Source organism: Janthinobacterium pasteuri, assembly GCF_051380775.1.
Lineage (GTDB): Bacteria > Pseudomonadota > Gammaproteobacteria > Burkholderiales > Burkholderiaceae_D > Janthinobacterium.
The window spans coordinates 1-24,612 of the sequence record NZ_JBNYXS010000022.1 but is presented as its reverse complement, the minus strand read 5'-3'; the positions used below and the strand labels follow the sequence as shown (position 1 = coordinate 24,612).

Annotated in this window: 24 protein-coding genes, 4 tRNA genes, 2 pseudogenes and 1 riboswitch; of the genes and pseudogenes, 15 read left to right on the top strand and 15 right to left on the bottom strand. The window is 63.3% G+C overall.

Annotated features, from left to right (window positions below; translation table 11 throughout):
• Nucleotides 1–6 precede the first annotated feature (6 nt).
• From ribD to glyA, 9 genes are all read right to left on the bottom strand, one after another.
• Entirely contained in the window at nt 7–1,080 is a 1,074-nt protein-coding gene (ribD, locus tag ACQ4WN_RS20190; protein WP_436553180.1) for a bifunctional diaminohydroxyphosphoribosylaminopyrimidine deaminase/5-amino-6-(5-phosphoribosylamino)uracil reductase RibD, read from the bottom strand.
• A gap of 62 nt (nt 1,081–1,142) precedes the next feature.
• Complete coding sequence (locus ACQ4WN_RS20185; RefSeq protein ID WP_436553117.1) at nt 1,143–1,712, bottom strand: GspH/FimT family protein; 570 nt, start codon at nt 1,710–1,712, stop codon at nt 1,143–1,145.
• 3 nt (nt 1,713–1,715) lie between these two features.
• Nucleotides 1,716–2,204 carry a type IV pilin protein gene (locus ACQ4WN_RS20180; protein ID WP_436553116.1) on the bottom strand — a complete coding sequence of 163 codons (489 nt, stop codon included), beginning with the start codon at nt 2,202–2,204 and terminating at the stop codon, nt 1,716–1,718.
• Nucleotides 2,205–2,288: 84 nt separating this feature from the next.
• Nucleotides 2,289–6,155 carry a pilus assembly protein gene (locus tag ACQ4WN_RS20175; RefSeq protein WP_436553115.1) on the bottom strand — a complete coding sequence of 1,289 codons (3,867 nt, stop codon included), beginning with the start codon at nt 6,153–6,155 and terminating at the stop codon, nt 2,289–2,291.
• The gene (locus tag ACQ4WN_RS20170; protein WP_436553114.1) at nt 6,152–6,811 is read right to left on the bottom strand and encodes a pilus assembly PilX family protein; all 660 of its coding nucleotides are present in this window, start codon (nt 6,809–6,811) and stop codon (nt 6,152–6,154) included. Before ACQ4WN_RS20170 ends, ACQ4WN_RS20175 begins: the two co-directional genes overlap by 4 nt.
• Before the next feature lie 9 nt (nt 6,812–6,820).
• Nucleotides 6,821–7,798: a PilW family protein gene (locus ACQ4WN_RS20165; RefSeq protein WP_436553113.1), complete on the bottom strand. Its 978-nt coding sequence runs from the start codon at nt 7,796–7,798 to the stop codon at nt 6,821–6,823.
• The gene (pilV, locus tag ACQ4WN_RS20160; protein ID WP_436553112.1) at nt 7,795–8,385 is read right to left on the bottom strand and encodes a type IV pilus modification protein PilV; all 591 of its coding nucleotides are present in this window, start codon (nt 8,383–8,385) and stop codon (nt 7,795–7,797) included. Before pilV ends, ACQ4WN_RS20165 begins: the two co-directional genes overlap by 4 nt.
• A 221-nt stretch (nt 8,386–8,606) precedes the next feature.
• Complete coding sequence (gene nrdR, locus ACQ4WN_RS20155) at nt 8,607–9,071, bottom strand: transcriptional regulator NrdR (RefSeq protein ID WP_071078724.1); 465 nt, start codon at nt 9,069–9,071, stop codon at nt 8,607–8,609.
• Nucleotides 9,072–9,216: 145 nt separating this feature from the next.
• Nucleotides 9,217–10,464 (bottom strand): serine hydroxymethyltransferase, encoded by a 1,248-nt coding sequence (glyA, locus tag ACQ4WN_RS20150; RefSeq protein WP_436553111.1) that lies wholly within the window; start codon nt 10,462–10,464, stop codon nt 9,217–9,219.
• A gap of 111 nt (nt 10,465–10,575) precedes the next feature.
• Nucleotides 10,576–10,700: riboswitch (ZMP/ZTP riboswitch) on the bottom strand.
• Nucleotides 10,701–11,015: 315 nt separating this feature from the next.
• Between glyA and ybgC the strand changes: the two genes are divergently transcribed.
• The 9 genes from ybgC to ACQ4WN_RS20105 all read left to right on the top strand — a co-directional run bounded on the left by ybgC (nt 11,016) and on the right by ACQ4WN_RS20105 (nt 16,712).
• A complete protein-coding gene (ybgC, locus tag ACQ4WN_RS20145) occupies nt 11,016–11,417 on the top strand; it encodes a tol-pal system-associated acyl-CoA thioesterase (protein ID WP_436553110.1) in 402 nt (133 codons plus the stop codon).
• 47 nt (nt 11,418–11,464) lie between these two features.
• A complete protein-coding gene (gene tolQ / locus ACQ4WN_RS20140) occupies nt 11,465–12,154 on the top strand; it encodes a protein TolQ (RefSeq protein WP_102122543.1) in 690 nt (229 codons plus the stop codon).
• Between the two features lie 15 nt (nt 12,155–12,169).
• Nucleotides 12,170–12,610, top strand: coding sequence for an ExbD/TolR family protein (locus ACQ4WN_RS20135; RefSeq protein ID WP_242428498.1), 441 nt, complete (start codon nt 12,170–12,172; stop codon nt 12,608–12,610).
• Between the two features lie 48 nt (nt 12,611–12,658).
• Complete coding sequence (tolA, locus tag ACQ4WN_RS20130; RefSeq protein WP_436553109.1) at nt 12,659–13,672, top strand: cell envelope integrity protein TolA; 1,014 nt, start codon at nt 12,659–12,661, stop codon at nt 13,670–13,672.
• A gap of 5 nt (nt 13,673–13,677) precedes the next feature.
• A complete protein-coding gene (gene tolB, locus ACQ4WN_RS20125; protein WP_436553179.1) occupies nt 13,678–14,946 on the top strand; it encodes a Tol-Pal system beta propeller repeat protein TolB in 1,269 nt (422 codons plus the stop codon).
• 43 nt (nt 14,947–14,989) lie between these two features.
• Nucleotides 14,990–15,511, top strand: coding sequence for a peptidoglycan-associated lipoprotein Pal (gene pal, locus ACQ4WN_RS20120; RefSeq protein ID WP_436553108.1), 522 nt, complete (start codon nt 14,990–14,992; stop codon nt 15,509–15,511).
• A gap of 135 nt (nt 15,512–15,646) precedes the next feature.
• Complete coding sequence (ybgF, locus tag ACQ4WN_RS20115; RefSeq protein WP_436553107.1) at nt 15,647–16,405, top strand: tol-pal system protein YbgF; 759 nt, start codon at nt 15,647–15,649, stop codon at nt 16,403–16,405.
• 67 nt (nt 16,406–16,472) lie between these two features.
• A tRNA-Lys gene (locus tag ACQ4WN_RS20110) sits at nt 16,473–16,548 on the top strand.
• 88 nt (nt 16,549–16,636) lie between these two features.
• Nucleotides 16,637–16,712: transfer RNA gene (locus ACQ4WN_RS20105), tRNA-Lys, on the top strand.
• Nucleotides 16,713–16,822: 110 nt separating this feature from the next.
• Here ACQ4WN_RS20105 and ACQ4WN_RS20100 read toward each other — a convergent pair.
• Both ACQ4WN_RS20100 and ACQ4WN_RS20095 read right to left on the bottom strand, forming a co-directional pair.
• Nucleotides 16,823–17,950, bottom strand: coding sequence for an acyltransferase family protein (locus ACQ4WN_RS20100; RefSeq protein ID WP_436553106.1), 1,128 nt, complete (start codon nt 17,948–17,950; stop codon nt 16,823–16,825).
• Nucleotides 17,951–18,120: 170 nt separating this feature from the next.
• Nucleotides 18,121–18,414 (bottom strand): annotated as a pseudogene (locus ACQ4WN_RS20095) (ArsR/SmtB family transcription factor); the annotation flags it as partial.
• A 105-nt stretch (nt 18,415–18,519) separates the two neighbouring features.
• On the opposite strand from ACQ4WN_RS20095, the gene ACQ4WN_RS20090 reads away from it, so the two are divergent.
• The 3 genes from ACQ4WN_RS20090 (at nt 18,520) to ACQ4WN_RS20080 (ending at nt 20,109) form a co-directional block, all read left to right on the top strand.
• Nucleotides 18,520–19,608 (top strand): NADH:flavin oxidoreductase/NADH oxidase, encoded by a 1,089-nt coding sequence (locus tag ACQ4WN_RS20090; RefSeq protein ID WP_436553105.1) that lies wholly within the window; start codon nt 18,520–18,522, stop codon nt 19,606–19,608.
• 262 nt (nt 19,609–19,870) lie between these two features.
• Nucleotides 19,871–19,946 (top strand) — tRNA-Lys (locus ACQ4WN_RS20085).
• 87 nt (nt 19,947–20,033) lie between these two features.
• Nucleotides 20,034–20,109, top strand: a tRNA-Lys gene (locus tag ACQ4WN_RS20080).
• Nucleotides 20,110–20,163: 54 nt separating this feature from the next.
• Here ACQ4WN_RS20080 and ACQ4WN_RS20075 read toward each other — a convergent pair.
• Nucleotides 20,164–20,949, bottom strand: a complete 786-nt coding sequence (locus ACQ4WN_RS20075; RefSeq protein WP_436553104.1) for an AraC family transcriptional regulator — start codon at nt 20,947–20,949, stop codon at nt 20,164–20,166.
• A 66-nt stretch (nt 20,950–21,015) separates the two neighbouring features.
• Here ACQ4WN_RS20075 and ACQ4WN_RS20070 point away from each other — a divergent pair, with 66 nt between their 5' ends.
• Together ACQ4WN_RS20070 and ACQ4WN_RS20065 are read left to right on the top strand one after the other, a co-directional pair.
• Nucleotides 21,016–21,282 (top strand): hypothetical protein, encoded by a 267-nt coding sequence (locus ACQ4WN_RS20070; protein WP_436553103.1) that lies wholly within the window; start codon nt 21,016–21,018, stop codon nt 21,280–21,282.
• A 57-nt stretch (nt 21,283–21,339) separates the two neighbouring features.
• On the top strand, nt 21,340–21,945 hold the full coding sequence (locus ACQ4WN_RS20065; RefSeq protein WP_436553102.1) for an IMPACT family protein: 606 nt from the start codon (nt 21,340–21,342) through the stop codon (nt 21,943–21,945).
• 3 nt (nt 21,946–21,948) lie between these two features.
• Here ACQ4WN_RS20065 and ACQ4WN_RS20060 read toward each other — a convergent pair whose 3' ends face one another.
• Together ACQ4WN_RS20060 and ACQ4WN_RS20055 are read right to left on the bottom strand one after the other, a co-directional pair.
• Nucleotides 21,949–22,338: a hypothetical protein gene (locus ACQ4WN_RS20060; RefSeq protein WP_436553101.1), complete on the bottom strand. Its 390-nt coding sequence runs from the start codon at nt 22,336–22,338 to the stop codon at nt 21,949–21,951.
• A 10-nt stretch (nt 22,339–22,348) separates the two neighbouring features.
• Entirely contained in the window at nt 22,349–22,726 is a 378-nt protein-coding gene (locus tag ACQ4WN_RS20055; RefSeq protein ID WP_436553100.1) for a nuclear transport factor 2 family protein, read from the bottom strand.
• Nucleotides 22,727–23,003: 277 nt separating this feature from the next.
• On the opposite strand from ACQ4WN_RS20055, the gene ACQ4WN_RS20050 reads away from it, so the two are divergent.
• Entirely contained in the window at nt 23,004–24,404 is a 1,401-nt protein-coding gene (locus ACQ4WN_RS20050) for an L-cystine transporter (protein ID WP_436553099.1), read from the top strand.
• 94 nt (nt 24,405–24,498) lie between these two features.
• Here ACQ4WN_RS20050 and ACQ4WN_RS20045 read toward each other — a convergent pair.
• Nucleotides 24,499–24,612 (bottom strand): annotated as a pseudogene (locus ACQ4WN_RS20045) (IS1595 family transposase); the annotation flags it as partial.

Below are 24,612 nucleotides of genomic sequence, written 5' to 3'. Positions count from 1 at the left end.
TAAGTATTAATTGCGCTGGGCGAATCTGGCAAGGATACGCACATCTTCGCCCACTTGCTGAACCTGGTGAAATTGCAAAGTGCGCTGCTGCTTGAGATCTGTCAATGCAGGCAAGGCAAACATGCCTTGCGCATCGCCCAGCAAGGTGGGCGCCAGGTAGACCAGCAGTTCGTCGACGCAGCCTTCGCGGATCAAGGAGCCGTTCAACTTGGAGCCGGCCTCGACGTGGACTTCATTGCATTGCCGGCGGCCCAGCTCCAGCATCAGCGCGGCCAGGTCGACCTTGCCGGCCGCGTTTGGCAACAGAATGACTTCCGCGCCCAGGGCGCGCAGCTGCGCTTCCTTTTCCGGATGGGCGACGGCCGCCACGATCCAGGTGCCGCCGCCCTGCAAGATGCGCGCATCGAGGCTGATGTCGAGCCGGCTATCGATGACGATGCGGCGCGGCTGGCGCGGCGTCTCGACGGCGCGCACGTTCAATTGCGGATCGTCGGCCTTGACCGTGCCGATGCCTGTCAGGATGGCGCAGGCGCGCGCGCGCCACGCATGGCCGTCGGCACGCGCTGCCGGCCCCGTGATCCACTGGCTTTGCCCGTTGTGCAAGGCCGTCATGCCGTCCAGGCTGGCCGCCGTTTTCATGCGCACCCACGGCTTGCCGCGCTGCATACGCGAAAAGAAGCCGATATTCATTTCATATGCCTCGTCGGCCAGCACACCCGTGGTGACGGCGATGCCGGCCGCTTCCAGCTTGGCCAGACCCTGCCCCGCCACCAGCGGGTTCGGGTCCGTCATGGCGGCAACGACGCGCCCCAGCCCAGCGCGCACGAGCGCATCGGAGCAGGGCGGCGTGCGGCCATGGTGGTTGCACGGCTCCAGGGTGACGTAAGCCGTGGCACCGCGCACGTCGTTGCCGCGCGCCGCCGCATTCGCCAGCGCTTGCACCTCGGCATGATCCTGCCCCGCAGCCTGCGTCACGCCGGCGCCGATCACCTGGCCATCCCGGACGATCACACAGCCGATGCGGGGATTGGGCGAGGTCGTGTATAAACCGCGCGCCGCCCATTCCAGCGCCAGGCGCATGCCATCGATATCGTTGAGTATTTCCACGGGCTTCTTTGATAGTGAGTGATAAGTGAGTCGGGTTATGAACTGTCGGCCACGCCGCTGCAATTGGTCGCTTGCTGCTGCGGGTCGCACACGCGCACCCTGCCCAGCATATTGATTTTAATATGGCGCACCTGCTTTCCCAAAGCCAGGGACAAGGTACCCCAGCGCGCCGCCAGGCTATTGGTCGCGCTGCAACTGCGTCCTGCGCCATTGTAGGCGATATAAAACGGCGCCGTGGCCGATGAAAAAGCGAACTGGGCCTTGATGCCCGCCGGCAGCGGTCCCTGGCGGAACAGCAATTCGTCATCACCATCGAACGCCAGGTTCGCATTGCGGTCGATAAAGACCAGCCAGCCCGTACCCCAGTCCATACCACCGGCCCCGGCCGGCATCAGCAGCACGCGCTGTCCACGCGCCATCGCCTGCGCCCGCGTCAGTTCGATGGCCGAAAACAAGTCCGTGGCCGATGCGCGTATCTGCTGGCGCGCCAGCAGGTGCTGCAAGCCGGGCATGGCAGCGGCCGCCAGCAGCGCGGCAATCGCCAGCACGGCCAGCAATTCGAGCAAGGTATGCCCCGTCCGGAGTGAACACTTGCGCGTAGCCATGGCTTAAGGCCAGCAATTGCTGGCGGAGCCGCTGCTGCCGCGCTGGCCCGTGCTGCTCAAGGACAGAATGCCGCAATCGGCATCCTGGAACTGCGCATCGACCTTGGACGTGCCCGGCATGGCCCGCAACAGCACGCATTGCCCGATCGTCATGCCGGGACAGGCCAGCGCCTCGATTTCATACGCGCTGGCAGCCGGCCCGTCGCCGGACCACCACGGAAACGCTTGCACCTGTGGCGCCGGCGAGGCCGAGGAAAAGGCCAGATAATGATTGTTTTGCGAATAATAGCGCTCCTGCTGCTGCATCAGCCGCAACAGGGCCGCCTGCCCCTGCACGCGCTTGGCGCGCACGATATGGCCATGGTAAGCGGGCACGGCCAGCGCCAGCAGCAGGCTCATGATCGCCAGAGCGGCCAGCAATTCGATCAGGCTGAAGCCGGGGAGGCCGCCACCTTGTGCAGCGGGCCAGTGTCGCCTTTCCAGCGCTCCCATGGGACCTCCCTCTCTCCAAAAAAGTGCCAGCCGCTGCGCCAGCCTGGGCCGCTTTAACTTTCGGCACGCCAGCCATGCCGGCACCTATTTTTTCTTGGCCGCCTCGTGCAATTCGCGCCAGTTCGCCACTTCGCGCCAACTGAGGCGCCGCGCCGGCAGCGGTGCGCTGACCACCTTGAGCCCAGCCCCGCTGGCCGTACCGGGCAAGCCCGGTTGCAGCACGGCCAGCTCCGTGCGCCCCTCGGCCCGCCCTGCCGCCGTCGCTGCGCCCACTGTGCTGTGCAGTTCCAACGCCAGCGGCGGCGCGCGCGCCAGGCCATCGAACAAGCGCCCTGTCTGCGCGCCCGCCTGCACGACACCGGCGCCATCGGCGGCAAAGCCGCTCAGCACATCGAGCACGTACAGGCGCGTGGCGGGCTTGGCGCAAGGATCGCGCCCCGGCAGGACAGTGTTGAACAGCACCTTGCCGGCAGCCAGTACGGGACTGCTGACGCTGCGTTCGCCCGTCTGCGCGGGATTGAGAAAATCGAGGTACCAGCCGCGCATGGCGTCGCTGCCCGTATAGCGCAGCTCGGCGCCGTCGACGCGCACGCCGCCCACCGCCTCGCCCAGGCTGCGCTGCTCCAGATCGGCCCGCCTGCGCGTAGGGGAGGCATCGCGCAAATCGTCGTGCACGGCGTAAAACGACTGTGACAGGAAGGCGGCGGGCCAGGTATCGGCCGCTTCGACCAGCTTGCCCGTGCCGAACAGCAGCATATAGCCGCCACCGGGCGCATACGCCACGTTCAGCCGCTGCGTCACGGGCTGGCGCCTGCCCTGCGCATCACGCGCAACAAACACGAGCTTGCGCCCCTGCTCCTCCTTCCACGGCGGCCCGCCAGCCATGTCGAGGCGCCAGATATTGCCTTGCAAATCGCCCGCATACAGATACGCCAGTGCACCGTCGCCGCCCGGCACCACGGCAGGCGGGCCCAGCGCCTGGGACATGGCGCCGGTGTCCCCATCCGCATCGCCGCCACCGCCGCCGCTGGCCACGGGTACCTTGAGGCGGAAGTAATTACTACCCAACACCCAGGGCGTGCCGGGCGCCTTGTCCAGCGCCAGCAGGAAGATGGCGGCGGACGATGCGGGCGCCGTCGTGTCCTTGCCATCGTCAGCATGGTTGTTGTAGCCGCTGGCAACGATGGCAAAATCGCGGTAGGCCACAACGCCTCCCTTCCCGCCCATATTGATGCGGGCAAAGGCGGGCGGCGCGCGCGCATTGCCCATCAGCTTATCGTCGCGATCTGTAAATTCCCACAACGCACCGTCTTGCGCGAAGCGGGCCGGGTCCGTGATGTCGAGCGCAAACACGCCCTGCGCCCCACCGCCCATGCCCGACACCAGCACCGTCTTCCAGCGTCCCAGCGTCAGCACTTCCGCCGTGGCCGCCGCGCCATCGAGCAGCGGCCCGGGGCTGTAGTGAGTGCTCGCAGTGACTGCGGCGGCGGGCAGCAGCGCTTGCGGCAGATAGGCAAACACCTCGCTGCCCGTGCGCGCATCGAACGCATGCAACAAGCCATCGTTGGTGCCCAGGTAGAGCATTTTCCGGCGCTGCAGCAGCAACTTGCGGTGCAAGCCATAGGCGGCACCCGGCATACCCAGCCCAGGCGCGCCCACGTACAACAGATTGCCATGCGGCGCCGCAGCCAGGCTACCCGCGCGGCGGCGCAGGAAGCCGCCTGGCTGACCCACCTCGTGCGAGCGCTGGCCCAGCAGATACGCCAGGCGCGCTTCGCCCTGGCCCGCCTGGCCATCCCCGCCGTCGAATGCGCCGCGCTGTTCCGCGTCGAGACGCTTCCAGGCCAGCGGCATCAGGGCGCCCTTGGCGTCAAGCGTATAAACGGGACGCAAGGACGCGGACGCGCCATCCGGCACGGGCTTATCCTGGCCGCCAGCGCGCCACCATGGCTTGCCGGGAAGCAGCGCCCCATCGGCACCCACGGCAAATGCGGTGCGCGACAGGGTCATGCTGCCATCCGCCAGGCGCATCTGCGTCTGGAACCAATATGCCTCTTCCGTGCCGCTGGCCAAGGCCATCAGGGCCGGCCCCGCCAGCGTCGCCGGCAAGCTGCCCATGTCGGCTGCCACAAAAGCTGCGCGCAATCCGGCGATCAGGGCGGCCGGATCGCTGCCCGGCAGGTAATGGGCGGGCCAGCGGCCGTCAGCACTCCACTCCTCCAGCGCGTTGCCCGCCGCGCTCTTATAGGGGTTGGCGTCGCCGTTCGCATCGAGAAAGCCGCCATATTTGGCCGCCAGCAACAAGGGAGTGGCGGCAGGTAGGCCCGCCGGATCGCCCTGGCGCAAGTCGCCCGCATAGTGCTCGACCTTTGCAACGCCATCGTACTTGGCGCCGGGACGCAGGGCCTGCACATGCGACCAGTAGGCGAGCCCTGCCGCATGATAGCTGGCGCCGCCCGCTCCGTCGGCCAGCAGTTCCAGCGCCCCCAGTTCGGGCCGTGGCGCGGGATTACCCTGCGCGCCTGAACTTTCCAGGCTGCCCACCGCATGCGTCCAGGCCATCGCATCAAATGGCGGCGGCGCAAAGCCATCGGCGGCGCGGGCACGGTCACCGTTGGATGCCGGCGTCGCCGGGACATTGCCGGGCACGTAACGGTCGCTCGCCATGCCCGCATCGCCGAGGCTGACGACGATGTGGCGCTGGCAAGTGGCCGTTTGCGGGTCGCTCCACGCAATCACCACCGGCAAACCCTCGTCGATGGCAGGCGGCGCAGTGACAGGCGGCACAGCGGCACTTGCTTGCCGCCCCTGCAAATAGCGCAGCGATTCGTACAGCAATTCAGCCAGCGGCGCCGCCCTGGCGTAGGTGCCGGGATGCCCCGCATTGCTGCGGCCCAGGCCATTGATGTAAGCGGTCACCCCGCCGCCAGGACCCGTGCCTTGGGCCACACCTTGGCCTACGTACACGCCAGTGGCGGGATTCCACTCGGCGTCGGCATTGTCTTGCGGCATATAGTCGGGCGCGATCCAGCGCCGCCGCCCAACGTGGGCCAGCGGCGCGCGCAGCATGCCGCCATACACGGGACCGGCGCTGGCAGGCATGCCGTTCAAGTGACCAAACACGCCCACGCGCACCCTGCCGCCATGGCGCTGCACGGCGCCCACCGGCTTGTAGTTCTTGCCATACGCCTGGCACAAATCGTCGCGCAGCGGCCCCTCATCGGCGTCGCAAACGCGCACGCGCGCGCGAAACACGCCGTGCGTGGCAGCAAAGCCGGGCGCGTCGCAACTGCCACTCGCAGGCTGGCCGAGGCTGGCATCGCCGAACAGCAAGCGGTTGCGACAGGAAACGATGGCCAGTTGCGCCAGCGCAAACGGTGTCGCCGCCGCCACGCCTGCATGCAAGACCTTGCGGGGGAAGAAGACAGGGTGGGCAAAGAAATCGACGGGGCCGTCGGCGTCAGGCAGCCAGGCGCGCTGCAGCACCGTCTTGCGCACTTCGTCGATGACGCGATCACCTCCCGTCAAGGCATAGCGCACGATGTCGAGCATGCTGGTGCCGGCCCAGTTGAGAAAGTTGCCACTAAAACTATCACCGCCGCAGCCGTGCAGCGCATCGGCCGGTTTCAGCACGGAGAAGTAAGCGGTCGCTACGCGCAAGTCCGGCAGCATGGCGCCGTCCTTGCTGCGATACGGATAGCTATAGCACATGCGCGCATGGAAGTAACCAGCGTACTCGCGCTGCGGCGCATAGTCGCCGCCATGTGCAGCAGCGGCGGCCGCATGCGTGAGGGACAGGTTGAGCAGCAGATTCGGCGGCACGCGAGCACCGTGCAAGCCTGCGTCGGCCCGCGCCAGCGTCACCGTGGCAGGGGCGGCGACGGCGGGGCCGCACACCAGGCTGGCCAGGCAAGCCAGCAGCAGCAAGCAGACGGACGACAGCGCCCTCATGGCCCCGCTCCCGCCGCCTCTTTGCGATAATAACTTTGCAGCACGACTTGCGTGCTGTCCTGCGCGCCAAAACCCATGGCCGTGATGCGGTACACATAGCTTTCCGTGGCCAGGCCTCCAGCCACTGCCGTGGCCTGCGCGCCGGGTGGGTGGAACGGCAGCAGTTCGATCAGGTAGCGGGGCCGGCGCGACGGCAGGAAGCCCTGCCCCGTCTGCATGACGGCGCCCGTAAACTGGCCATACGGCACCGCGCGGCTGCTGCTTTCGGCACCATCCAGATCCATGCTCAGCCAGAGCGCCGGCTCATTCTGGGGTGCGGGCAGGCACAAGCCCAGTACGCCCCCTTCGCCGCAGCCGGCCACGAACCCGGCCGCACTGCCTGGTGCGAAGAGGCTGCTGCGTCCCGGCGCGCCGGGCAAGCCTTCGATATCGTTTTGCGCATCCACCAATGCCTCCTCCGCCGCCTGAAACGCGATTTGCCGGTCGCGCTCGCCGCGTGCCGCCTTTTCTCCCTGCAAGGCCATCTGCGCTGCCGATATGCCCAGCAGCAAGATGATCACCAGCAGGCACAGCACATATACCAGGGTGGCGCCACGCGGCCGCGCGCCAGGAGCGCAGCGGCCTGGGCAACAGCGGGCACCCGCGCCAGCCATCATGGCGCCCGCCTAGGCCGGCCCGTTGCGCAGCATGATGCTTGTCTGCACCAGCTGCCGCAGCCTGGAGCGCGTTGCTGCAGGCAAGGCAGCGCGCGCAATGCGCACGCCCGTGTCGCCGGCGCCGTGCGCCTCGGCATATGCCTTGCCGAACAGGTCGAACTGCGCCGGCCCCAGTTCCGCCATCTTGTCCGCCTGGCCCGCTTCGCCATGCAACAGCAGCGCCACGCGCACGCTGGCCACGCGCTTCCAGTGCGTGCGCCGGTAAAAATCGCGCTGACGCGCGGCAGCATCCGCGCCCGTCAGCACCAGCGCCGCATCGTCGGCGTCGAGCGCGCTGGCATTGACATACTGGTTCGCCACGCCGTCGGGCGGCGTATCCGTATCGAGGCCATACAGCACCTGGAAACCGTCGACGCCGCGGATGACGGCGTCCGCACCCCAGCCATTCGCACCACGGTATTTGCAGCGCAGCTCGCCTTCGCCATCGGCGCCCTGCGCCACATAAAAAATGCTCCAGCCCCGCTGCGCCTCCGTTTGTGCGGCGCCCACGCCGAAGCCGGCGCAATTGAGCACGGAACCGTCGCCGCCCTCTTCCTTGCCAGCGCCGTAATAGCGCAGGGCCAGCACATCGCTGCCATGCAGGGCGCCGGGCAGCGCGCCGCTGATGCCCTCGCTGTTCTTGCCCAGGCTGCGCGCATCGAGCCCGGCGACATTCGCGCTGTCGTCATCCGCATGGGCGACGGGCGCGGCGCTGCTATCCCAGTTCACATACGCCGTCTGGCGCACGGCGCGGGCAATGGTGTCGAGCGCATAACGGCCATTGTCGTCCAGCCGCGCATTGGCGGACTGGTCGCCATAGCTGCCGCTGGCCGCCAGCAGCACGGTGCTGGCGGCCAGCATCAGCAGCGCGCCCAGCGACAGGGCCACCAGCAATTCGACCAGGCTCATGCCCCGATGCCGGCGCCCGCGAACGTGCATGCCGTTCATGCGCCGCCTCCCCCCAGCTGGAATGCCAGCCTGGGCAGCGACTCGTTTGCCGCATTCACGGCGGGTGATCCATCGGGCAGACGGGCGCGCCAGCCCAGCTTGATAACGATGGGCGCGCCCTTGCCGCCGCTGCACGCCCAGTGCAAGCCTTGAGCGGCGGCGTCCCACGCGGGAGCATCGCGGCAGATTTGCAGACGCGCGCCAGGCAAGGCCGCATGCAGCCTGTGCTTCCATTCGGCGATGTCGAATTGCGCCAGTTCGGCCGCGCTGCAGGCGGCAGCGCCGAAACAGTCCGGAGCGCCGCCGACAGGCTCGGCGCCGTCCGCCGCCTCGTAGGCTACGTTCAGGTAGGGATTACCCGCATCGAGACCGCGCATGAGCACGCTGTTCGCGCGCATGCGTTCAGCCATGCCGGCGGCCAGTTGCACGCCCGTCGACAACAGTGCCGACTCATGGCGCGCGCGCAGGGAGCTCAGTTGCAGGATGCCGGCACCCAGCAGGCCCAGCGCCAACAGCAGCAGGGACACGAGCACCTCGACGAGGCTGCTGCCGCCCGCAGGAAACATCTCGCGACCGCCATTGCGCATGCGCTCCTCCCTTCCGCAGACAGAGTCGCAAGAACAGGCGGCCCAGGTACACGATAGGCGCGCGCAAAAAGCCGGGTCTGCGCTAGCGCAAACAGCACGGCGATAAAATGAAAAAAAAAGCGCCTGGATTGATCAGGCGGCTTGCCAGGCGAACGCTGGCGTGATGAACACGGGGCGCAGAACCGGCCCCATTTTCAATCAGGTGAACAAGAAGGTGAACGTCAGGGCTTGCTGCGCGCCTGCCCCACTTCGGCAATCGCATCCTGGAACTCGGCCAGGTCTTCGAAATTCTTGTACACGGAGGCGAAGCGGATGTAGGCGATCTTGTCCAGGCGCTTGAGTTCCTGCATGACCAGTTCGCCGATATAGCCGGAATCGACTTCGCGCAAACCGCTGGTCAGCAGTTTTTCCTGGATGGACGCAATGGCCGTATCCACGGAGGCGGCCGCGACGGGACGCTTGCGCAAGGCCAGCATCAAACTGCCGCGCAACTTATCCGCAGCGAACTCCGTCCGGCTGCCATTCTTTTTGACGACGGCCGGCATGATAAGTTCAATACGTTCGTAAGTGGTAAAACGCTTGTCGCATTTGCCGCAGCGGCGGCGGCGCCGAATGGCATCCCCTTCCTCCGATACGCGCGTATCGAGAACCTGGGTATCGCCGTGCTGGCAAAATGGACATTTCATGGGGCGAAGACAACTTTATAGTAGTTAATGACGGAAAATCGCCGCCCTTGTACAAAGGGCGCCCGAATCACTCCGGGCGCCCTGGGGCACGACTGGAATGTGTCAGACAGAATCTTACTCTGTATGACACATTCTGGACAAATAATTATGAGGCGTACACAGGGTGCGCGTCGGCCAGCACTTTCACGGCCGCTTTCACGCGCTCGATGGTGGCGGCGTCATGCGGATTGTCCAGCACGTCGGCGATCAGGTTGCCCACTTCTTCCGCTTGCGCTTCCTTGAAGCCGCGCGTCGTCATCGCCGGGCTGCCCAGGCGGATGCCCGAGGTAACGAAGGGTTTTTGCGGGTCGTTCGGGATGCCGTTCTTGTTGCAGGTGATATGCGCGGAACCGAGGATGGCTTCGGCTTCCTTGCCTGTCAGGTTCTTGGCGCGCAGGTCGACCAGCATGACGTGCGACTCGGTGCCGCCGGACACGATGCGCAGGCCGCGCTTGATCAGGGTTTTCGCCAGCACGTCGGCGTTCTTGATCACTTGCTTCTGGTATTCGACGAAGTCAGGGCTCAGCGCTTCCTTGAAGGCGACGGCCTTGCCGGCGATCACGTGCATCAGCGGGCCGCCCTGGATGCCAGGGAAGATGGCCGAGTTGATGGCTTTTTCGTGTTCAGCCTTCATCAGGATGATGCCGCCACGCGGGCCGCGCAACGATTTGTGCGTGGTCGAGGTGACGAAGTCGGCGAACGGCACCGGGTTCGGGTACAGGCCGGCGGCGATCAGGCCGGCGTAGTGGGCCATGTCGACCATGAAGTAGGCACCCACTTCCTTGGCGATCTTGCCGAAGCGTTCGAAGTCGATCTTTTTCGAGAAGGCCGACGCGCCGGCGATGATCAGTTTCGGCTTGCGTTCGCGCGCCAGGCGTTCCATCGCCTCGTAATCGATGTCTTCTTCCGCCGTCAAGCCGTACGACACCACGTCGAACCACTTGCCGGACATATTCAGTGGCATGCCGTGGGTCAGGTGACCGCCTTCGGCCAGCGACATACCCATGATCAGGTCGCCCGGTTTCAGCATGGCAAAGAACACGCCCTGGTTCGCCTGCGAGCCAGAGTTCGGCTGCACGTTCGCGCATTCGGCGCCGAAGAGTTTTTTCACGCGGTCGATGGCCAGTTGCTCGGCGATGTCGACGAATTCGCAGCCGCCGTAGTAGCGCTTGCCCGGATAGCCTTCGGCATACTTGTTCGTCAGCTGCGAACCTTGCGCTTCCATGACGGCTGGCGACGTATAGTTTTCCGACGCGATCAGCTCGATGTGATCGTGCTGGCGCACGTTTTCTTTTTGAATGACGGCGAACAATTCAGGATCGACGTTGGCGAGGGTGTGATCTTTTGCGAACATGTAAAAACTCCAAAGATAAGGGTGCTTGTACTGGCAGGTTGGATCGAATGAGGGGAGCCGGCGTTAAGTGAATAACAACATTGGACAGGCAGCCTCTTCGTGCTTTTCCATAGTGGCTACCCAGGCGAACGGCTGATGAAAAATCTCACGTTTCCCGGTGGGTGCCCACCTTTCGCCGGTTTGCCGATCGCCATTCAGGGAGATCGCCCGACTTTTCGCCAGTCACGTGAGACGTAATGGAAGTCAAATTGTAAGTTAAGTGCCCAAATTGAGCAAGGAATGCAACCGTACGGCTATAATCGCCGCGCGCCAACGCAGCCCGGGCACGACCACAGGCCGCCCCGGGGCAAGACTGCGGCTCTTAAGCTGAACTTAAACCTGGCCACGGCATGTAAGCGTATGTTACGAAGCTTGCCATTGTGCGCCCCGGATTTACAATGCTGCGGTGCAACTTATATGCAGCTTTTGCATGGCTTTCCAGCAAGCGCCCACAGTCACAAGAAGAAAAATCGCGTAAAATGTTGCTCAATCTCACTACTGGCGCAATAAACATGCCTTCAGTCTTTACCTGGAACGTACGTGTCTACTATGAAGACACCGACGCCGGCGGCATCGTCTATTACGCAAACTACCTGAAATTTTTCGAGCGCGCACGCACGGAATGGCTGCGCGCCATCGACGTGGGCCAGCAGGCATTGCTGGAGCAGCACGACGCGATGTTCGTTGTCAAAAGCGTCAACGCCGACTATCATGCGCCAGCCAGGCTCGATGACACGGTAAGATTAACCTTAAGCATAGAAAAGATGGGGCGCGCCTCCATCGTTTTCCTGCAACAAGCCTGGTGCGGCGAGCGCCTGCTGAACACGGCCCGCGTCAAGATCGGCTGCGTCGACTCGGCATTGCGCCCGCGCGCCGTGCCTGATGCAGTGGCGGCCCGCATGCGCGCCGCCTGAGCCCTACCCGCCACCCCCGGACAATTCACCCAACAGACTGCCAGCCAATGAACGTTACACAAGATCTTTCTTTCCTCGCGCTCATCACCAATGCCCATTTGATCGTGCAACTGATCATGGCCCTGCTGCTGCTGATTTCCCTGACCAGCTGGACGTACATTTTCCGCAAGATGTTTGCCGTGCGCCAGGCGCGCAAGCAAACCATCGAATTTGAACGCAGCTTCTGGGCCGGCGGCAACCTGCATGCCCTGCATCAAAGCGCCAGCGGCAACCGCGACCAGAGCGGCGCGCTGGCCCGTATTTTTGACGCCGGCATGGGTGAATTCATCAAAGGCAAGGCTTCCTACGGTTCGCGCGAAGCGCTGGACGTGGGCGCCGTGCTCGACGGCGCACGCCGCGCCATGCGCGCCGCCTTCCAGCGTGAAATGGACGTGCTCGAATCGCATCTGGCCTTCCTCGCTTCCGTCGGCTCCGTCTCGCCCTACATCGGCCTGCTGGGCACCGTCTGGGGCATCATGAACGCCTTCCGCGGCCTGGCCAACGTGCAGCAAGCCACCCTGGCCGCCGTCGCGCCCGGCATTGCCGAAGCGCTCATCGCCACCGCCATCGGCCTGTTCGCGGCAATTCCCGCCGTCGTCGCCTACAACCGTTTTTCGCATGACATCGACCGCCTGGCGATCCGCTTCGAGAGCTTCGTCGAGGAATTCTCCAACATCTTGCAGCGCCAGTCGCGCTAAGAGGGAGCAGCGTCCATGGGTTCCTCATTCAATAGCGGCGGCATGCGCGGCGGCCGTGGCCGCAAGTTCAAGTCCGAGATCAACGTCGTGCCGTACATCGACGTGATGCTGGTGCTGCTGATCATTTTCATGGTGATGCCATCGTCGAACAATCCCAGCGTGGTGAACCTGCCCAACGCAGAAAGATCGGCCAAACCGCCCGATGACTATATTCAGATCGTGCTGAAACCGAATGGTTCGCTGTCGATCGGCGTCATCGGCAAGGAACAGCTGTCGCCGGAAACGGAACCGAACCGCGACGCCCTGCTGCGCAAGCTGCGCGGCTTGCACGAGAGCAATCCCGACTATCCCGTAATGATCGCGGGCGACAAGGAAAGCAAGTACGACGATGTGATCCAGCTCATTTCGGAAGCGAAAAAGATGGGCATTACCCGCGTTGGCCTGGCCACCAAGTAAGCGCAGCACCCTGTTTCCAGACTTGACCGTTTTTAGATAGACTAGACTTTGCAGACCAAACAAATCGACCATGTACTCGGCAAGCCCTACAGCGTGCCGCGCGAACGCAGCCGCTGGCCCTCGCTGGGCCTGGCGCTGGCGATGCACCTTGGCCTGCTGTTTTTCCTGTGGGTAGGCGTACACTGGCAAAATACGGAACCTGTGGCCGTCGAAGCGGAAGTATGGGACCTGAAAGTACAGACGGCCGCGCCGCAGCCCGACGTGGCGACGGAACCGGAGCCGACACCGTTACCACCGCCGGAACCACAAGTGGAACAGCCGGCCCCGCCGCCACCGCCGCCGGTGGCCGCGCCCGAGCCGAAAGTCGACCTGCGCGAGGCGGAGATCGCCCTGGAGCGCAAGAAGGCCAAGCTCAAAGAAGAAAAAGAGAAAGCGGCAGCGGAAGAACGCCGCAAGCAGGAATTGAAGGAACGCGAGGAAGAAAAGCGCGAACTGGAAAAACAGAAGCAGAAAGAAAAAGACAAGGCTGAAAAGCTGGAAAAAGAAAAGGCCGACAAACTGGCGAAAGCCAAAGAAGCCAAAGAGAAAGCGGCGGAAGAAAAAGCCGAGAAAGAACTGTCCGATAAAAAAGCGGCGGCCGAAAAAGCGGCCAAGGCCAAGAAAGCGGCGGAAGAGAAAAAAACCGCCGACAAGGCGCGCGCCGCAGAAATGAGCCGCATCACGGGTGCGGCGGGCGCCGGCACAACAGGCACGGCCGAGAAAGCGACCGCGCCGCGCAAGGACAGCGGCTATGTCGCTGCCCTGACGAGCAAGATCAAGAGCAATATCGCGTACAGCGGTAGCACGGACGTGCCGGGCAACCCGCGCGCCGTGTTCAAGATCGAGCAACTGCCAACTGGGGAAATTATTTCGGTCCGAAAGATTAAAAGTAGCGGCCTGCCGGCGTATGACAGCTCGGTAGAAAACGCCATTAATAAATCGTCGCCACTGCCGAAGAAAAAAGACGGCACCGTGGAACGCGAGATTGAACTCATATTCGAGATGAAGGATTTGCCTAAATGATGACCATGAAAAAAATGAGCTATGTCGTGCTCTGCGCCGGCCTGATGCTGGGAGCCTCCGGCGCCCAGGCGCAGCTGCGCGTGGAGATTACAGGGATCGGCAGCAACCAGATCCCGGTGGCTGTCGCCAGCTTTGTCAATGAATCGGCGGCGCCGCAATCGCTGTCTGGCATCATCAAGGCCGACCTGGCGCGCAGCGGCGTGTTCAAGCTGATCGACGCCGATGCGCCCGTGTCGGAAACAGCGCCCGTCAGCTACGGCCAATGGAAGTCGCGCGGCGCCGACGCGCTGGCAGCAGGTACCGTGCAAAGCATGGCCGATGGCCGCCTGGACGTGCGCTACAAGCTGTTCGACACCATCAAGGGCGCGCAGATCTCCAGCATGAACAATGCGGCTGCGCCGCAGTTCAACCGCCTGCTGGCGCACAAGATCGCCGATGACATCTACGAGAAGTTGACCGGCACGAAAGGCGCGTTCGCCACGCGCATCGCTTACGTCACGCAATCGGGCCGCGAATACCGCCTGGAAATCGCCGACGCCGATGGCGAAGGCATCCAGGTCGCCCTGCGCTCGAACGAGCCGATCATTTCGCCGTCGTGGTCGCCGGATGGCACCAAGGTGGCGTATGTCTCGTTTGAAAAGAAAAAACCCATCGTTTACGTGCAAAACCTGGTGACGCGCCAGCGCACCATCGTATCGAATGAAAAAGGCAGCAATTCTGCGCCCACCTGGAGCCCGGACGGTTCGCAGCTGGCCGTGGCCCTGTCGCGCGATGGCCATACCCAGGTCTACACCGTCAATGCCGACGGCAGCGGCTTGCGCCGCGTCAGCAACAGTAGCGGCATCGATACGGAACCCCAATTCTCGGCCGATGGCCAAAGCATTTACTTCACCAGCGATCGCAGCGGCGGACCACAGATCTACCGCATGTCGGTCGGCGGTGGCGAAGCCAAGCGCGTGACGTTTGGCGGCTCCTACAACATCAGCCCGCGGATTTCGTCCGACGGGAAGACTCTCGCTTATATTTCCCGTCGCGACGGCAATTTCCAGCTCTACGCGCTCGACCTGGCTAGTGGCCAGGAACTGCGCCTGTCGGACACCGCCAACGACGAATCACCGAGCTTTTCGCCCAACGGGAAATATATCATGTACGCGACCGAATCCGGACGACGCAAGTCGCTGGCAGTGGTATCGGTGGATGGCCGCGTCAAACAGCGTTTGACTACGCAAGCTGGCAATATCAAGGAGCCCACCTGGGGTCCTTTTATGAAGTAAATGCTGTACAGTTTCACCTTTAACCATGACCCGGAGAATAAAAATGAGTAACTTTAAAAGTTTGGCTTTCATCGCCGCTACCGCAGCCCTGCTGTCCGCCTGCAGCACCCCAGTCAAAGTCGCAGAAACCCCAGTGGTTGAGCGCGCTCCTGAAAAAGTCGCAGCTCCAGTTGACACCCGCCAAGTTCAGCCAGTGACGACCGCATCGGTCGATCCACTGGACGATCCAAAAGGCGTGCTGGCTAACCGCAGCATCTACTTCGACTTCAACAAATACGTCGTGCGCGAAGCGGACACCGCAGTCGTGCAAAACCACGCTGGCTACCTGGTGAAAACGCCTAGCCGCAAGATCCTGATCCAAGGTAACACCGATGAACGCGGTGGCGCTGAGTACAATCTGGCCCTGGGCCAGAAACGTGCTGAAGCCGTGCGCAAGTCGATGGCTGCCCTGGGCGTGCCAGAAGGCCAAATGGAAGCCGTGTCGCTGGGCAAAGAAAAGCCTAAAGCACAAGGCAGCAACGAAGCAGCATGGGCTGAAAACCGCCGCGCTGACATCGTTTATTGATGTGCATGGGTGAGCGCCGCAGCATTGACGCTTACCTAACTGGCCAGTCATAGGCATAATAATGGGGCGCAGCGCGGTGATTCACCGCCCGGCGCCCCGTTTGCATGTTTTGCGTAACCTTTGAAAGCCCGACCCATGATGACATTCTCGAAAGCCGGCGTCGCCGCCGCCTTGATGGCCGCGTTTGCCTACCTGCCCCTGCACGCCAACGCCGCCCTGTTCGACGACGACGAAGCGCGCAAGGCCATCCTGGAGCTGCGCGCCAAGGTGGACGCCATGGCGCGCGACCTGAACAGCCGCATCGACACCAAGGCGGACAAGACCAGCACCTTGAGCCTGATCAACCAGCACGACCAGACCATGCAAGAGATCGCCCGCCTGCGCGGCCAGATCGAAGTGCTGGGCAACGACCTGACGAATGTGCAAAAGCGCCAGAAGGATTTCTACACCGACATCGACGCGCGCCTGCGCAAGTTAGAGCCGCGCCAGGTCACCATCGACGGCCAGGAAGCGGCCGTAGGCGTCTCCGAACAAAGCGCGTACGAATCCGCGTTTGGCCTGTTCAAGTCGGGCGACTACAAGGGCGCCGTCACGGCACTGGACGCCTTCGTGAAGCGCTATCCGGAATCGGCCTACGCGGCCAACGCGCAATACTGGCTGGGCAACGCCTATTACGCCCAGCGCGACTGCAAGAGCGCCATCACGGCCCAGCAGGCAGTGCTGAAACACTACCCGGACAGCCCCAAGGCGCCCGACGCCATGCTCAACATCGCCAGCTGCTATACGGAGCTGAAAGATAAGCCAAACGCGACCAAGACGCTGAACGCGCTGATCTCGCGCTACCCGGACTCCAGCGCGGCCCAGGCCGCCAAGGAACGGGGCGGCAAAAAGTAAAAACGGGGAAAAAGTTGCCCGTTAGGTTTGACAGAATCCCGGGCACCCCCTATAATCTTTCTTCTTCGGGTCGTTAGCTCAGCTGGTAGAGCAGCGGACTTTTAATCCGTTGGTCGCAGGTTCGAATCCCGCACGGCCTACCACGAATACGCAGTACTGATCTGCTTGCGAGTTGTACTAGCAAGCATTTTTTTACGGCACAGTGTTACCGAAGTTGTTGTACAAGTTTTTGGGTCGTTAGCTCAGCTGGTAGAGCAGCGGACTTTTAATCCGTTGGTCGCAGGTTCGAATCCCGCACGGCCTACCAAATACTATGAAGAAGCCAACCGTTCGCGGTTGGCTTTTTTGTTTTTCAGTATAGAAACAGGCAGCATTATTTCAGAAGGCGAGCGCGATCGGTACTCGACAGCTTCGACCTTAACGCGATACCCATGCCGGCCGCCCCGCCAGATGCGCCACCACATTGCCCACCACCCGCCCCAGCGGCACCTCCACCCAGCGGTAAAACGCGGCCCCGGCCACCAGGCTGGCGCCCCAGGCCGTCAGCATGCCCAGCGCCTGCCAGGCCGGCTCCAATGGGACATAGGCGGTAAACAAGGCATTGACCAGCAGGCTGACGGGAAAGTGGACGAGGAAGACGGCATACGAGATGCGTCCCAGGGCGTTGATGGTGCTCCAGGCGCGGCCTTGGGAAGGCGTGCGGGCGCGGCCGAACAGGAACAGGGCGCAGGCGACGATCAGGGCCAGGGCGATGCGGCTGCGGTAATCGATGGCCAGCGCCAGCAGCACCGGCACGGCGGCCAGGGCCATGAGCGCAATCATGGCACCGGGCTTGCGCCTGGGGTCGCTGGCCCACCAGGCCATGAGTCCCAAGCCATAGCTGCCGAAGAAATACGGCGCCCAATTGTCCCAGCCAGCATCGAGATTGAAATACAGCAAGGAAAAGGTGATGCCCACGGTGACGACCAACGGCATCAGCCAGTGCCGGCGCTGGCCTGCCAGGCGACCGCCCAGCCACAGCAGCGATACCGTCAGCATGTACAGCTGGAAATCGATGGCCACGTACCAGGCGCCGGCCGACAGCGATTCATAGCCCAGCACCCCGTGCAGCAGCAGGGCATGGGCGCTCAGCTGGCCCAGGGTGACGGCGGCCGACATGGAATCGTGCAGCATCCAGATGCCAGCCACAGGCGTGATGATGGCGGCGATCAAGGTGGCGACCAGGAAAGGCGGCGCCAGCTTGGCATAGCGGCGCCAGACGGCTTGCAGCGGGGTGGCAATGCCGGCACGACCGGCGGGCGAAAGGGATTTGGCGACCAGAAAGCCGCCGATGACGAGGAACACTTGCACGGCGATGCGCGCGCTGCCGCCCAGCCAGCCCAGCAACTCGGGCCACAGGGGCCGCACATAGTCGGACATGGGGCCGTAAAACGCCAGGTGGTGCAACACGATCAACTGCGCCGCGCCCGCCTTTAAACCATTGATCCAGCCAAACTGCGGACGATTTGCCAGGTCCGCCTGAGATACCACTGCTGCTACCGTCATTCCCATCCCTTGCCGTGCCAGGTAGTGTCGCCAGCCCATCGCGCAACGGGCGCGCGGCTGAGGATTTACCGAAAGGCCGATATCATAGCCGAGCCTGGAGCATGGCGTGGCACGGCAGGCGGCAAGACTCCCTGCCCGACCGCCTCCGGCGCCCCGGGAGACAATGGCTGCTGCGCCAGGATGGCATCCAGCAAGCCGGGGAAGCGGCTTTCGATATCGGCGCGGCGCAGGGTGTTCATGTGCGTGGTACCCGTATTTTCTGTCCACACCAGCCCCGCTTCGCGCAAGACCTTGAAATGGTGGGAGACGGTCGACTTCGGCCGCCCGCCGTCCAGGTCGCCGCAGGCGGCCGCGTCCACGCGGGCCAGGTGGCGCACGATGTCGAGGCGGATGGAATCGCTCAAGGCATAGAGCACGCGCTCAAGGACGAATTCGCTGGCGGAGGGATGTTTGTGTGGACGCATATGCAGAATCATACAGCATGCGCTATACTAATTCCATTCTTCGAATATTTACGAACTACCGAATCAGTATTCACTCCCCCTCCAACAACAAACGCAAAGGCCACCATGCCCGCCCTCTTCCAGCCATTCAGTCTTAAAGATATCACCCTGCGCAACCGCATCGCCGTGCCGCCCATGTGCCAGTACATGGCCGTCGATGGCCAGCCCAACGACTGGCATCTGTCGCATTACGCGGGCATGGCGCGCGGCGGCGCCGGCCTGGTGATCGTCGAAGCGACGGCCGTGGCACCCGAAGGCCGCATCACGCCCGGCTGCACGGGCATCTGGAATGATGATCTGGCGCAAGCCTTCGTGCCGGTGGTAAAAGCCATCAAGGCGGCCGGCTCCGTGCCCGGCATCCAGATCGCCCACGCAGGCCGCAAGGCCAGCGCCAACCGCCCATGGGAAGGCGACAACCATATCGCGCAAGGCGACGCGCGCGGCTGGCAAACCATCGCCCCGTCCGCCATCGCCTTCGGCGGCGGCCTGCCGAAAGTGCCGCGCGCCATGGATCTCGACGATATCGCCCGCGTGCAACAGAACTTCGTCGATGCGGCCGTACGCGCCCGCGAAGTGGGCTTCGAATGGCTGGAACTGCACTTCGCCCACGGCTACCTGGCGCAAAGCTTCTTTTCCGCCCATTCGAACCAGCGCGACGACATCTATGGCGGCAGCGTGGAAAACCGTAGCCGCTTCTTGCTGGAAACCTTGAAAGCCGTGCGCAAAGTGTGGCCCGAGCACCTGCCGCTGACGATCCGCTTTGGCGTGCTGGAATTCGACGGCCGCGACGAGCAAACCCTGCTCGAATCGATCGCCCTGGTGCGCCAGTTCAAGGATGCCGGCATGGATATGATCAGCGTCAGCATGGGCTTCACGATTCCCGACGTATCGATTCCGTGGGGCCCCGCTTTCATGGGCCCGATTGCCGAAAGAGTCCGCCGCGAAGCGGGCGTACCCGTCTCGTCCGCCTGGGGCTTCGGCACGCCAGCCATCGCCGAGCGCGTCGTCAAGGAAGAACAACTGGACGTGGTGATGGTCGGCAAGGCGCACCTGGCCAATCCGCACTGGGCCTACTTTGCCGCCAAGGAACTCGGCGTGGAACGCGCCTCGTGGACCCTGCCGGCGCCCTATGCGCACTGGCTGGAACGCTATTAATAATCCTTGACCGTTGCCGGATGCCCCTCCAGGGGCAGTTCCGGCAGGAACAGCAGGAACAGCAGGAAGGCCAGCCCCACTAGCAGCAGCACTACGGCAGTACGCTGCCGCACACCTTGATGGCCAGCGAGCCCGACGGCCACTGCGTGCGGGCTTGCTACCCACATCAGACAACACGCGCGCACCATGCAAGGCTTTTTTCCACCCCTGCCCCATCCAGCCCTTCCCAAAACCGGCTTTGGCCGTCATAATAGCCGCCCTTGGGTCGTTAGCTCAGCTGGTAGAGCAGCGGACTTTTAATCCGTTGGTCGCAGGTTCGAATCCCGCACGGCCTACCAAGATTTAGCCCTCATCCTGTGTTTGCGCCTTGCAATGGCAAACATATTGATGCGGCACAGCGTTACCGCAATTGTTGTAAAGTTTTTGGGTCGTTAGCTCAGCTGGTAGAGCAGCGGACTTTTAATCCGTTGGTCGCAGGTTCGAATCCCGCACGGCCTACCAAATACGTCAGAGAAGCCAACCGTTCGCGGTTGGCTTTTTTGTTTTGTGCCCCAGCTATTCCATCCCCTCGCCATACCTGCCCGGCGTCACGCCCATCACGCGCTTGAACATGGCGATGAAGGCGCTGATGTTGTCGTAGCCCAGGTCCAGCGCAATCGTCGTGACGGGCTGGCCAGCGGCCAGCAGTTCCAGGGCGCGCAGGATGCGGGCGCGCTGGCGCCAGGCCGAGGGCGTAAAGCCGGTCTCCATCGTGAACCGGCGCGCCAGGGTGCGCGGCGATACGCCGGCCCAGGCGGCCAGCGCTTCCACGCCCCGCTCGTCGGCCAGGTCATCAAGCACGGCGCGCGCCACGCGCAGCAGGCGCGGGTCCTTCGGCAAGGGCAAGCCGAAGGACTCGTGCGGCGCGGCGGCGATTTCGTCGAGGATCACGCCAGCCATCCGGGCCTGGCGCGCGTCCAGTGCGTCAAGCGCGCCATTGTTCCAGGCGCTGGCTCGGGCCACCGCCTCGCGCAGCAAGCCCGAAACGCGCATCACGCAAGGCGCGGCGGGCAAGCTGGCGCAACTGGCCTCATCCATATACACACTCCACCCCGCAAACGGGCCATGCGAACGCAGCGCATGCACGTGATGGGGCGGCATCCATACGCAATGGCTGGCCGGCACCACCCACTGTCCGCTGTCGGCAGCAACGGAGAGCAAGCCCCGCACGGCACCGAACAACTGGCCGCTGGCATGGCTGTGCGCCGCCGTCACCCGTTGCTGCGGCTGGGCAATGCGCACGACGCGCAGCGGCGACGGCGACGAAGGCAAGATTGGCGGATTTGACGTATCGAATGACATAAACAACGCAGGCAAGACAATCCCGCCATCATACAGTGGAGTCTTTCCATCATTCAGGAGTTCACCATGCGTGCAGAAGACGTATTACCAGATCAACAAAACCAGTGCCAGTTCAATGGCGTCACCGTGCGCAAGGGCACGGTGGGCGCCTTCCTCGCCAATGCCCGGCTATGGCTGGATGACACGAGCAGCATCGCCGAAAAGGCCGTCGCCGAGCGCGACATCCTCGACGCCTTGCCCGCCCTGCACGCGCTGGGACTGTTCGATATCCTGCAAGTGAGCGACGCGGCGCTGCGCGAACTGGTATCAGTTTCCGCAGCGCGACCGGGCTGACTCGTCCCCGGCGCGCATTTCCTCTATCATGCTGCTTTGCCCGCCTTCGCACCCGCCATGCCGTTTACCATTGCCACCCCCGTCCACAGCGAACTGATCATCAAGAAAAGCCGTTTCATCGGTTGCGTGCAGCCGATGACGGACCGCGCCAGCGCGCAGCAGGTGGTCAACGACTTGAAGGCGCAGCATCCGGGCGCCTGCCATGTGTGCTGGGCCCTGCTGGCGGGCGGGCAGTCGGCGGCCGTCGATGATGGCGAACCGAGCGGCACGGCCGGGCGGCCCATGCTCGACGTGCTGCGCCACCAGGATCTGGAAGGCGTGCTGGCGACGGTCGTGCGTTACTTTGGCGGGATCAAGCTGGGTGCGGGCGGCCTGGTGCGCGCCTACACGGACAGCGTGGCGCAAGCGCTGCTGCAAGCGGAAAAGACGGCCATCGTGCGCCAGCGCACCCTGCGCTGCACGGTGCCGTATGCGATGGAAGGCATGCTGCGCCGCGAACTCGATGGCGCCGGCGCCACCTTGCTGAACGTGGCGCACAGCGAAGACGTGCTGTTCGACTTCAGCCTGCCTGAAACGGCGGCCACCGCCCTGCTGGCCCAGCTGCATGAGGCGGGCAATGGGCGGATAGCCTGGCTGAAAGTACAGGCCGGAGAGGAAGAGTAAAACCTACAGGTCGCCCGGGCGCTTGATCTGCAACAAAATGAAATGCGTCCACGCCAGCGCCGGCAGCACCATCAATAGCAGCATCAGTCCGGCCGGCATGTCCGGCACGAAGCGCACGAAGCAGGCAAGAAAGCTGGCGATGGCGAGCCAGAAGCGCCAGTTGAACGCATAGGCCTTGCGCGCCACTGTCGCCAGCGCGATGCGCCAGAATTCCAGCAAGGCCCACAGGCCGCCCGTCAGCAGCAGCGCGGCCAGGGCATTGGCGCCGGGGGCATCGGCCCAGGTGCGCACCAGGTTATACAACAGCACGGGATAGCCGGCCGTGATGGCCAGGGTGGCCGGGCCGGCGGCGATGACCGCTTCAAACAGCTGCCCTTTGGAACGATGATCCACTACATCACCCCTATGCCACGACGCCGGAATGGGCGGCGATCACTTGCAGCGCGCCGGCCGCATCCTGCGTCCAGACGCGCGTAAAACGGAAGTCGCCATGCGTTTCCACGTCGTGATAACTGCCCGTCAGCTGCATGCGCACGGAGACCACGGCCACGGGGCCGTTGACGCGCACATGGCGCTCGGACGCGCGCAAGTCCGTGATGGTCAGCAGGCGCTGCTCGTGCGCTGCCAGGTCCGCATGCTTGCTCAGCAAGTGCCCCAGGTGATTCGTAAACAACAAGTCATCGGCAAGCAAATCTTTCAGTACAGCCACGTCGGAGGCCATCATGGCCAGGCGCAAGCGCTCTTCCACATCGAGTACTTGAGCTTCCGTTAAAGCATTCATCTTTTTCCTTAAAAAATACTGCACCAGATTAGCAAACGAACAAACGTGCAATGCTGGCATGAAATCCTCCATTCCACAATCATCCGGCAGACCTATACCTGCGCTTATGCCTGTGAAGCATATTTATATAGCGTAATATTCGCAGCGGTATTGCGCAAAACGCCCCCATAGTACTGTACAGTGTTTGCCCTTTCGCCCCGGGCTGGGGCAGCAATTACTTGTAGTAAAGTTCTCATGCTCTCTGCAGTCTCGAATAAAACCAAGATAAGGCCCCTTCATGGCAATTAACATCATTCTGAACCTGCTCGTTGCGTTGATCGTCTTCGCCTTCATGTTCCACCAGCAACGCAAACATGCGACGTTTACCGTGCGCGTCTTCACCGGCCTGGGCCTGGGCGTGCTGCTGGGTGCGGCGGCGCAAGCGCTGTATGGCGCCGGTTCGCCCGTCATCGCGGGCACCAATGAATACATCGACATCGTCGGCAGCGGCTACGTAAAACTGCTGCAAATGATCATCATGCCGCTGATCATGGTCTCCATCATTTCCGCCATTTTAAAGCTCAAGGATGCGAGTTCCCTGGGCAAGATCAGCGCGCTGACCATCGGTACCCTCCTGATTACGACCACGATCGCCGCCGCGCTGGGCATCCTGATGGCCAAGCTGTTCGGCCTGACGGCTGTCGGCCTGACGTCGAGCGCGGCCGAAGTGGCGCGCGGCGTGCAACTGCAAGGTTCGCTGGAAACGGCGAAAGCCCTGTCGCTGCCCAAACTGCTGGTCAGCTTCGTGCCGACCAACCCCTTCCTTGACATGACGGGCGCGCGCAAGACGTCGACCATCGCCGTCGTCGTGTTTTCCATCTTCATCGGCATCTCGGCCACGGGCATCGCCGCGAAAAAGCCGGAAATTTTCGCTTCTTTCGACAGCTTCATGAAAGTGGCGCACGCCATCGTCATGCGCATGGTCACCCTGGTGCTGCGCCTGACGCCGTACGGCGTGTTCGCGCTGATGTTTGAAGTGGTGGCCTCGTCGAGCTACACGGACATCTTGAAATTGATTAACTTCGTCGTCGCCTCATACAGCGCGCTGATACTGATGTTCCTCGTGCACCTGGCCATCATCGCCGGCGTGGGTCTGAACCCGCTGCGCTTCGTGAAAAAAGTCTTCCCGGTGCTGGCTTTCGCGTTCACCTCGCGCACCAGCGCCGGTTCGATCCCGATGAGCGTGCAGACGCAAACCCAGCGCCTGGGCACGCCGGAAGGCATCGCCAACTTCGCCGCCTCGTTCGGTTCGACCATCGGCCAGAACGGCTGCGCCGGCATCTATCCGGCCATGCTGGCCGTGATGATCGCCCCCACCGTCGGCGTCGACCCGTTCACCGTCAGCTTCCTGCTGCCACTGCTGGCCATCATCACCATCGGTTCCGTCGGCGTGGCCGGCGTGGGTGGCGGCGCCACGTTTGCTGCCCTGATCGTGCTGTCGGCCATGGACTTGCCCGTCGCACTGGCCGGCTTGCTGATCTCCGTCGAACCGCTGATCGACATGGGCCGCACGGCATTGAACGTGAGCGGCTCGATCACGGCCGGCACCGTCACCAGCCGGGTCATGGGGCAGACCGACCTGGCCGTCTACAACAGCGACGACGCGCCCGACCTGGACGAGGCGGAGCACGCCGCTTAAGAAGCCATCCACCGGCGCGCCGCGCCTTGCCGCTTTCCTCTATATTTATTGACAATACATACAGAGGAAGGCGCAAGGCGATGGAACAGAAAGGCTATGTCACCGTAAGGTGTGGGAACTCTCCCATGGTTGCCTTCAACAATGTTTCTGGGGAGCGGATGCGTCCGGCGTCGAGTATCCAGCGCCACCCCAGATAATTCGGCAGGTA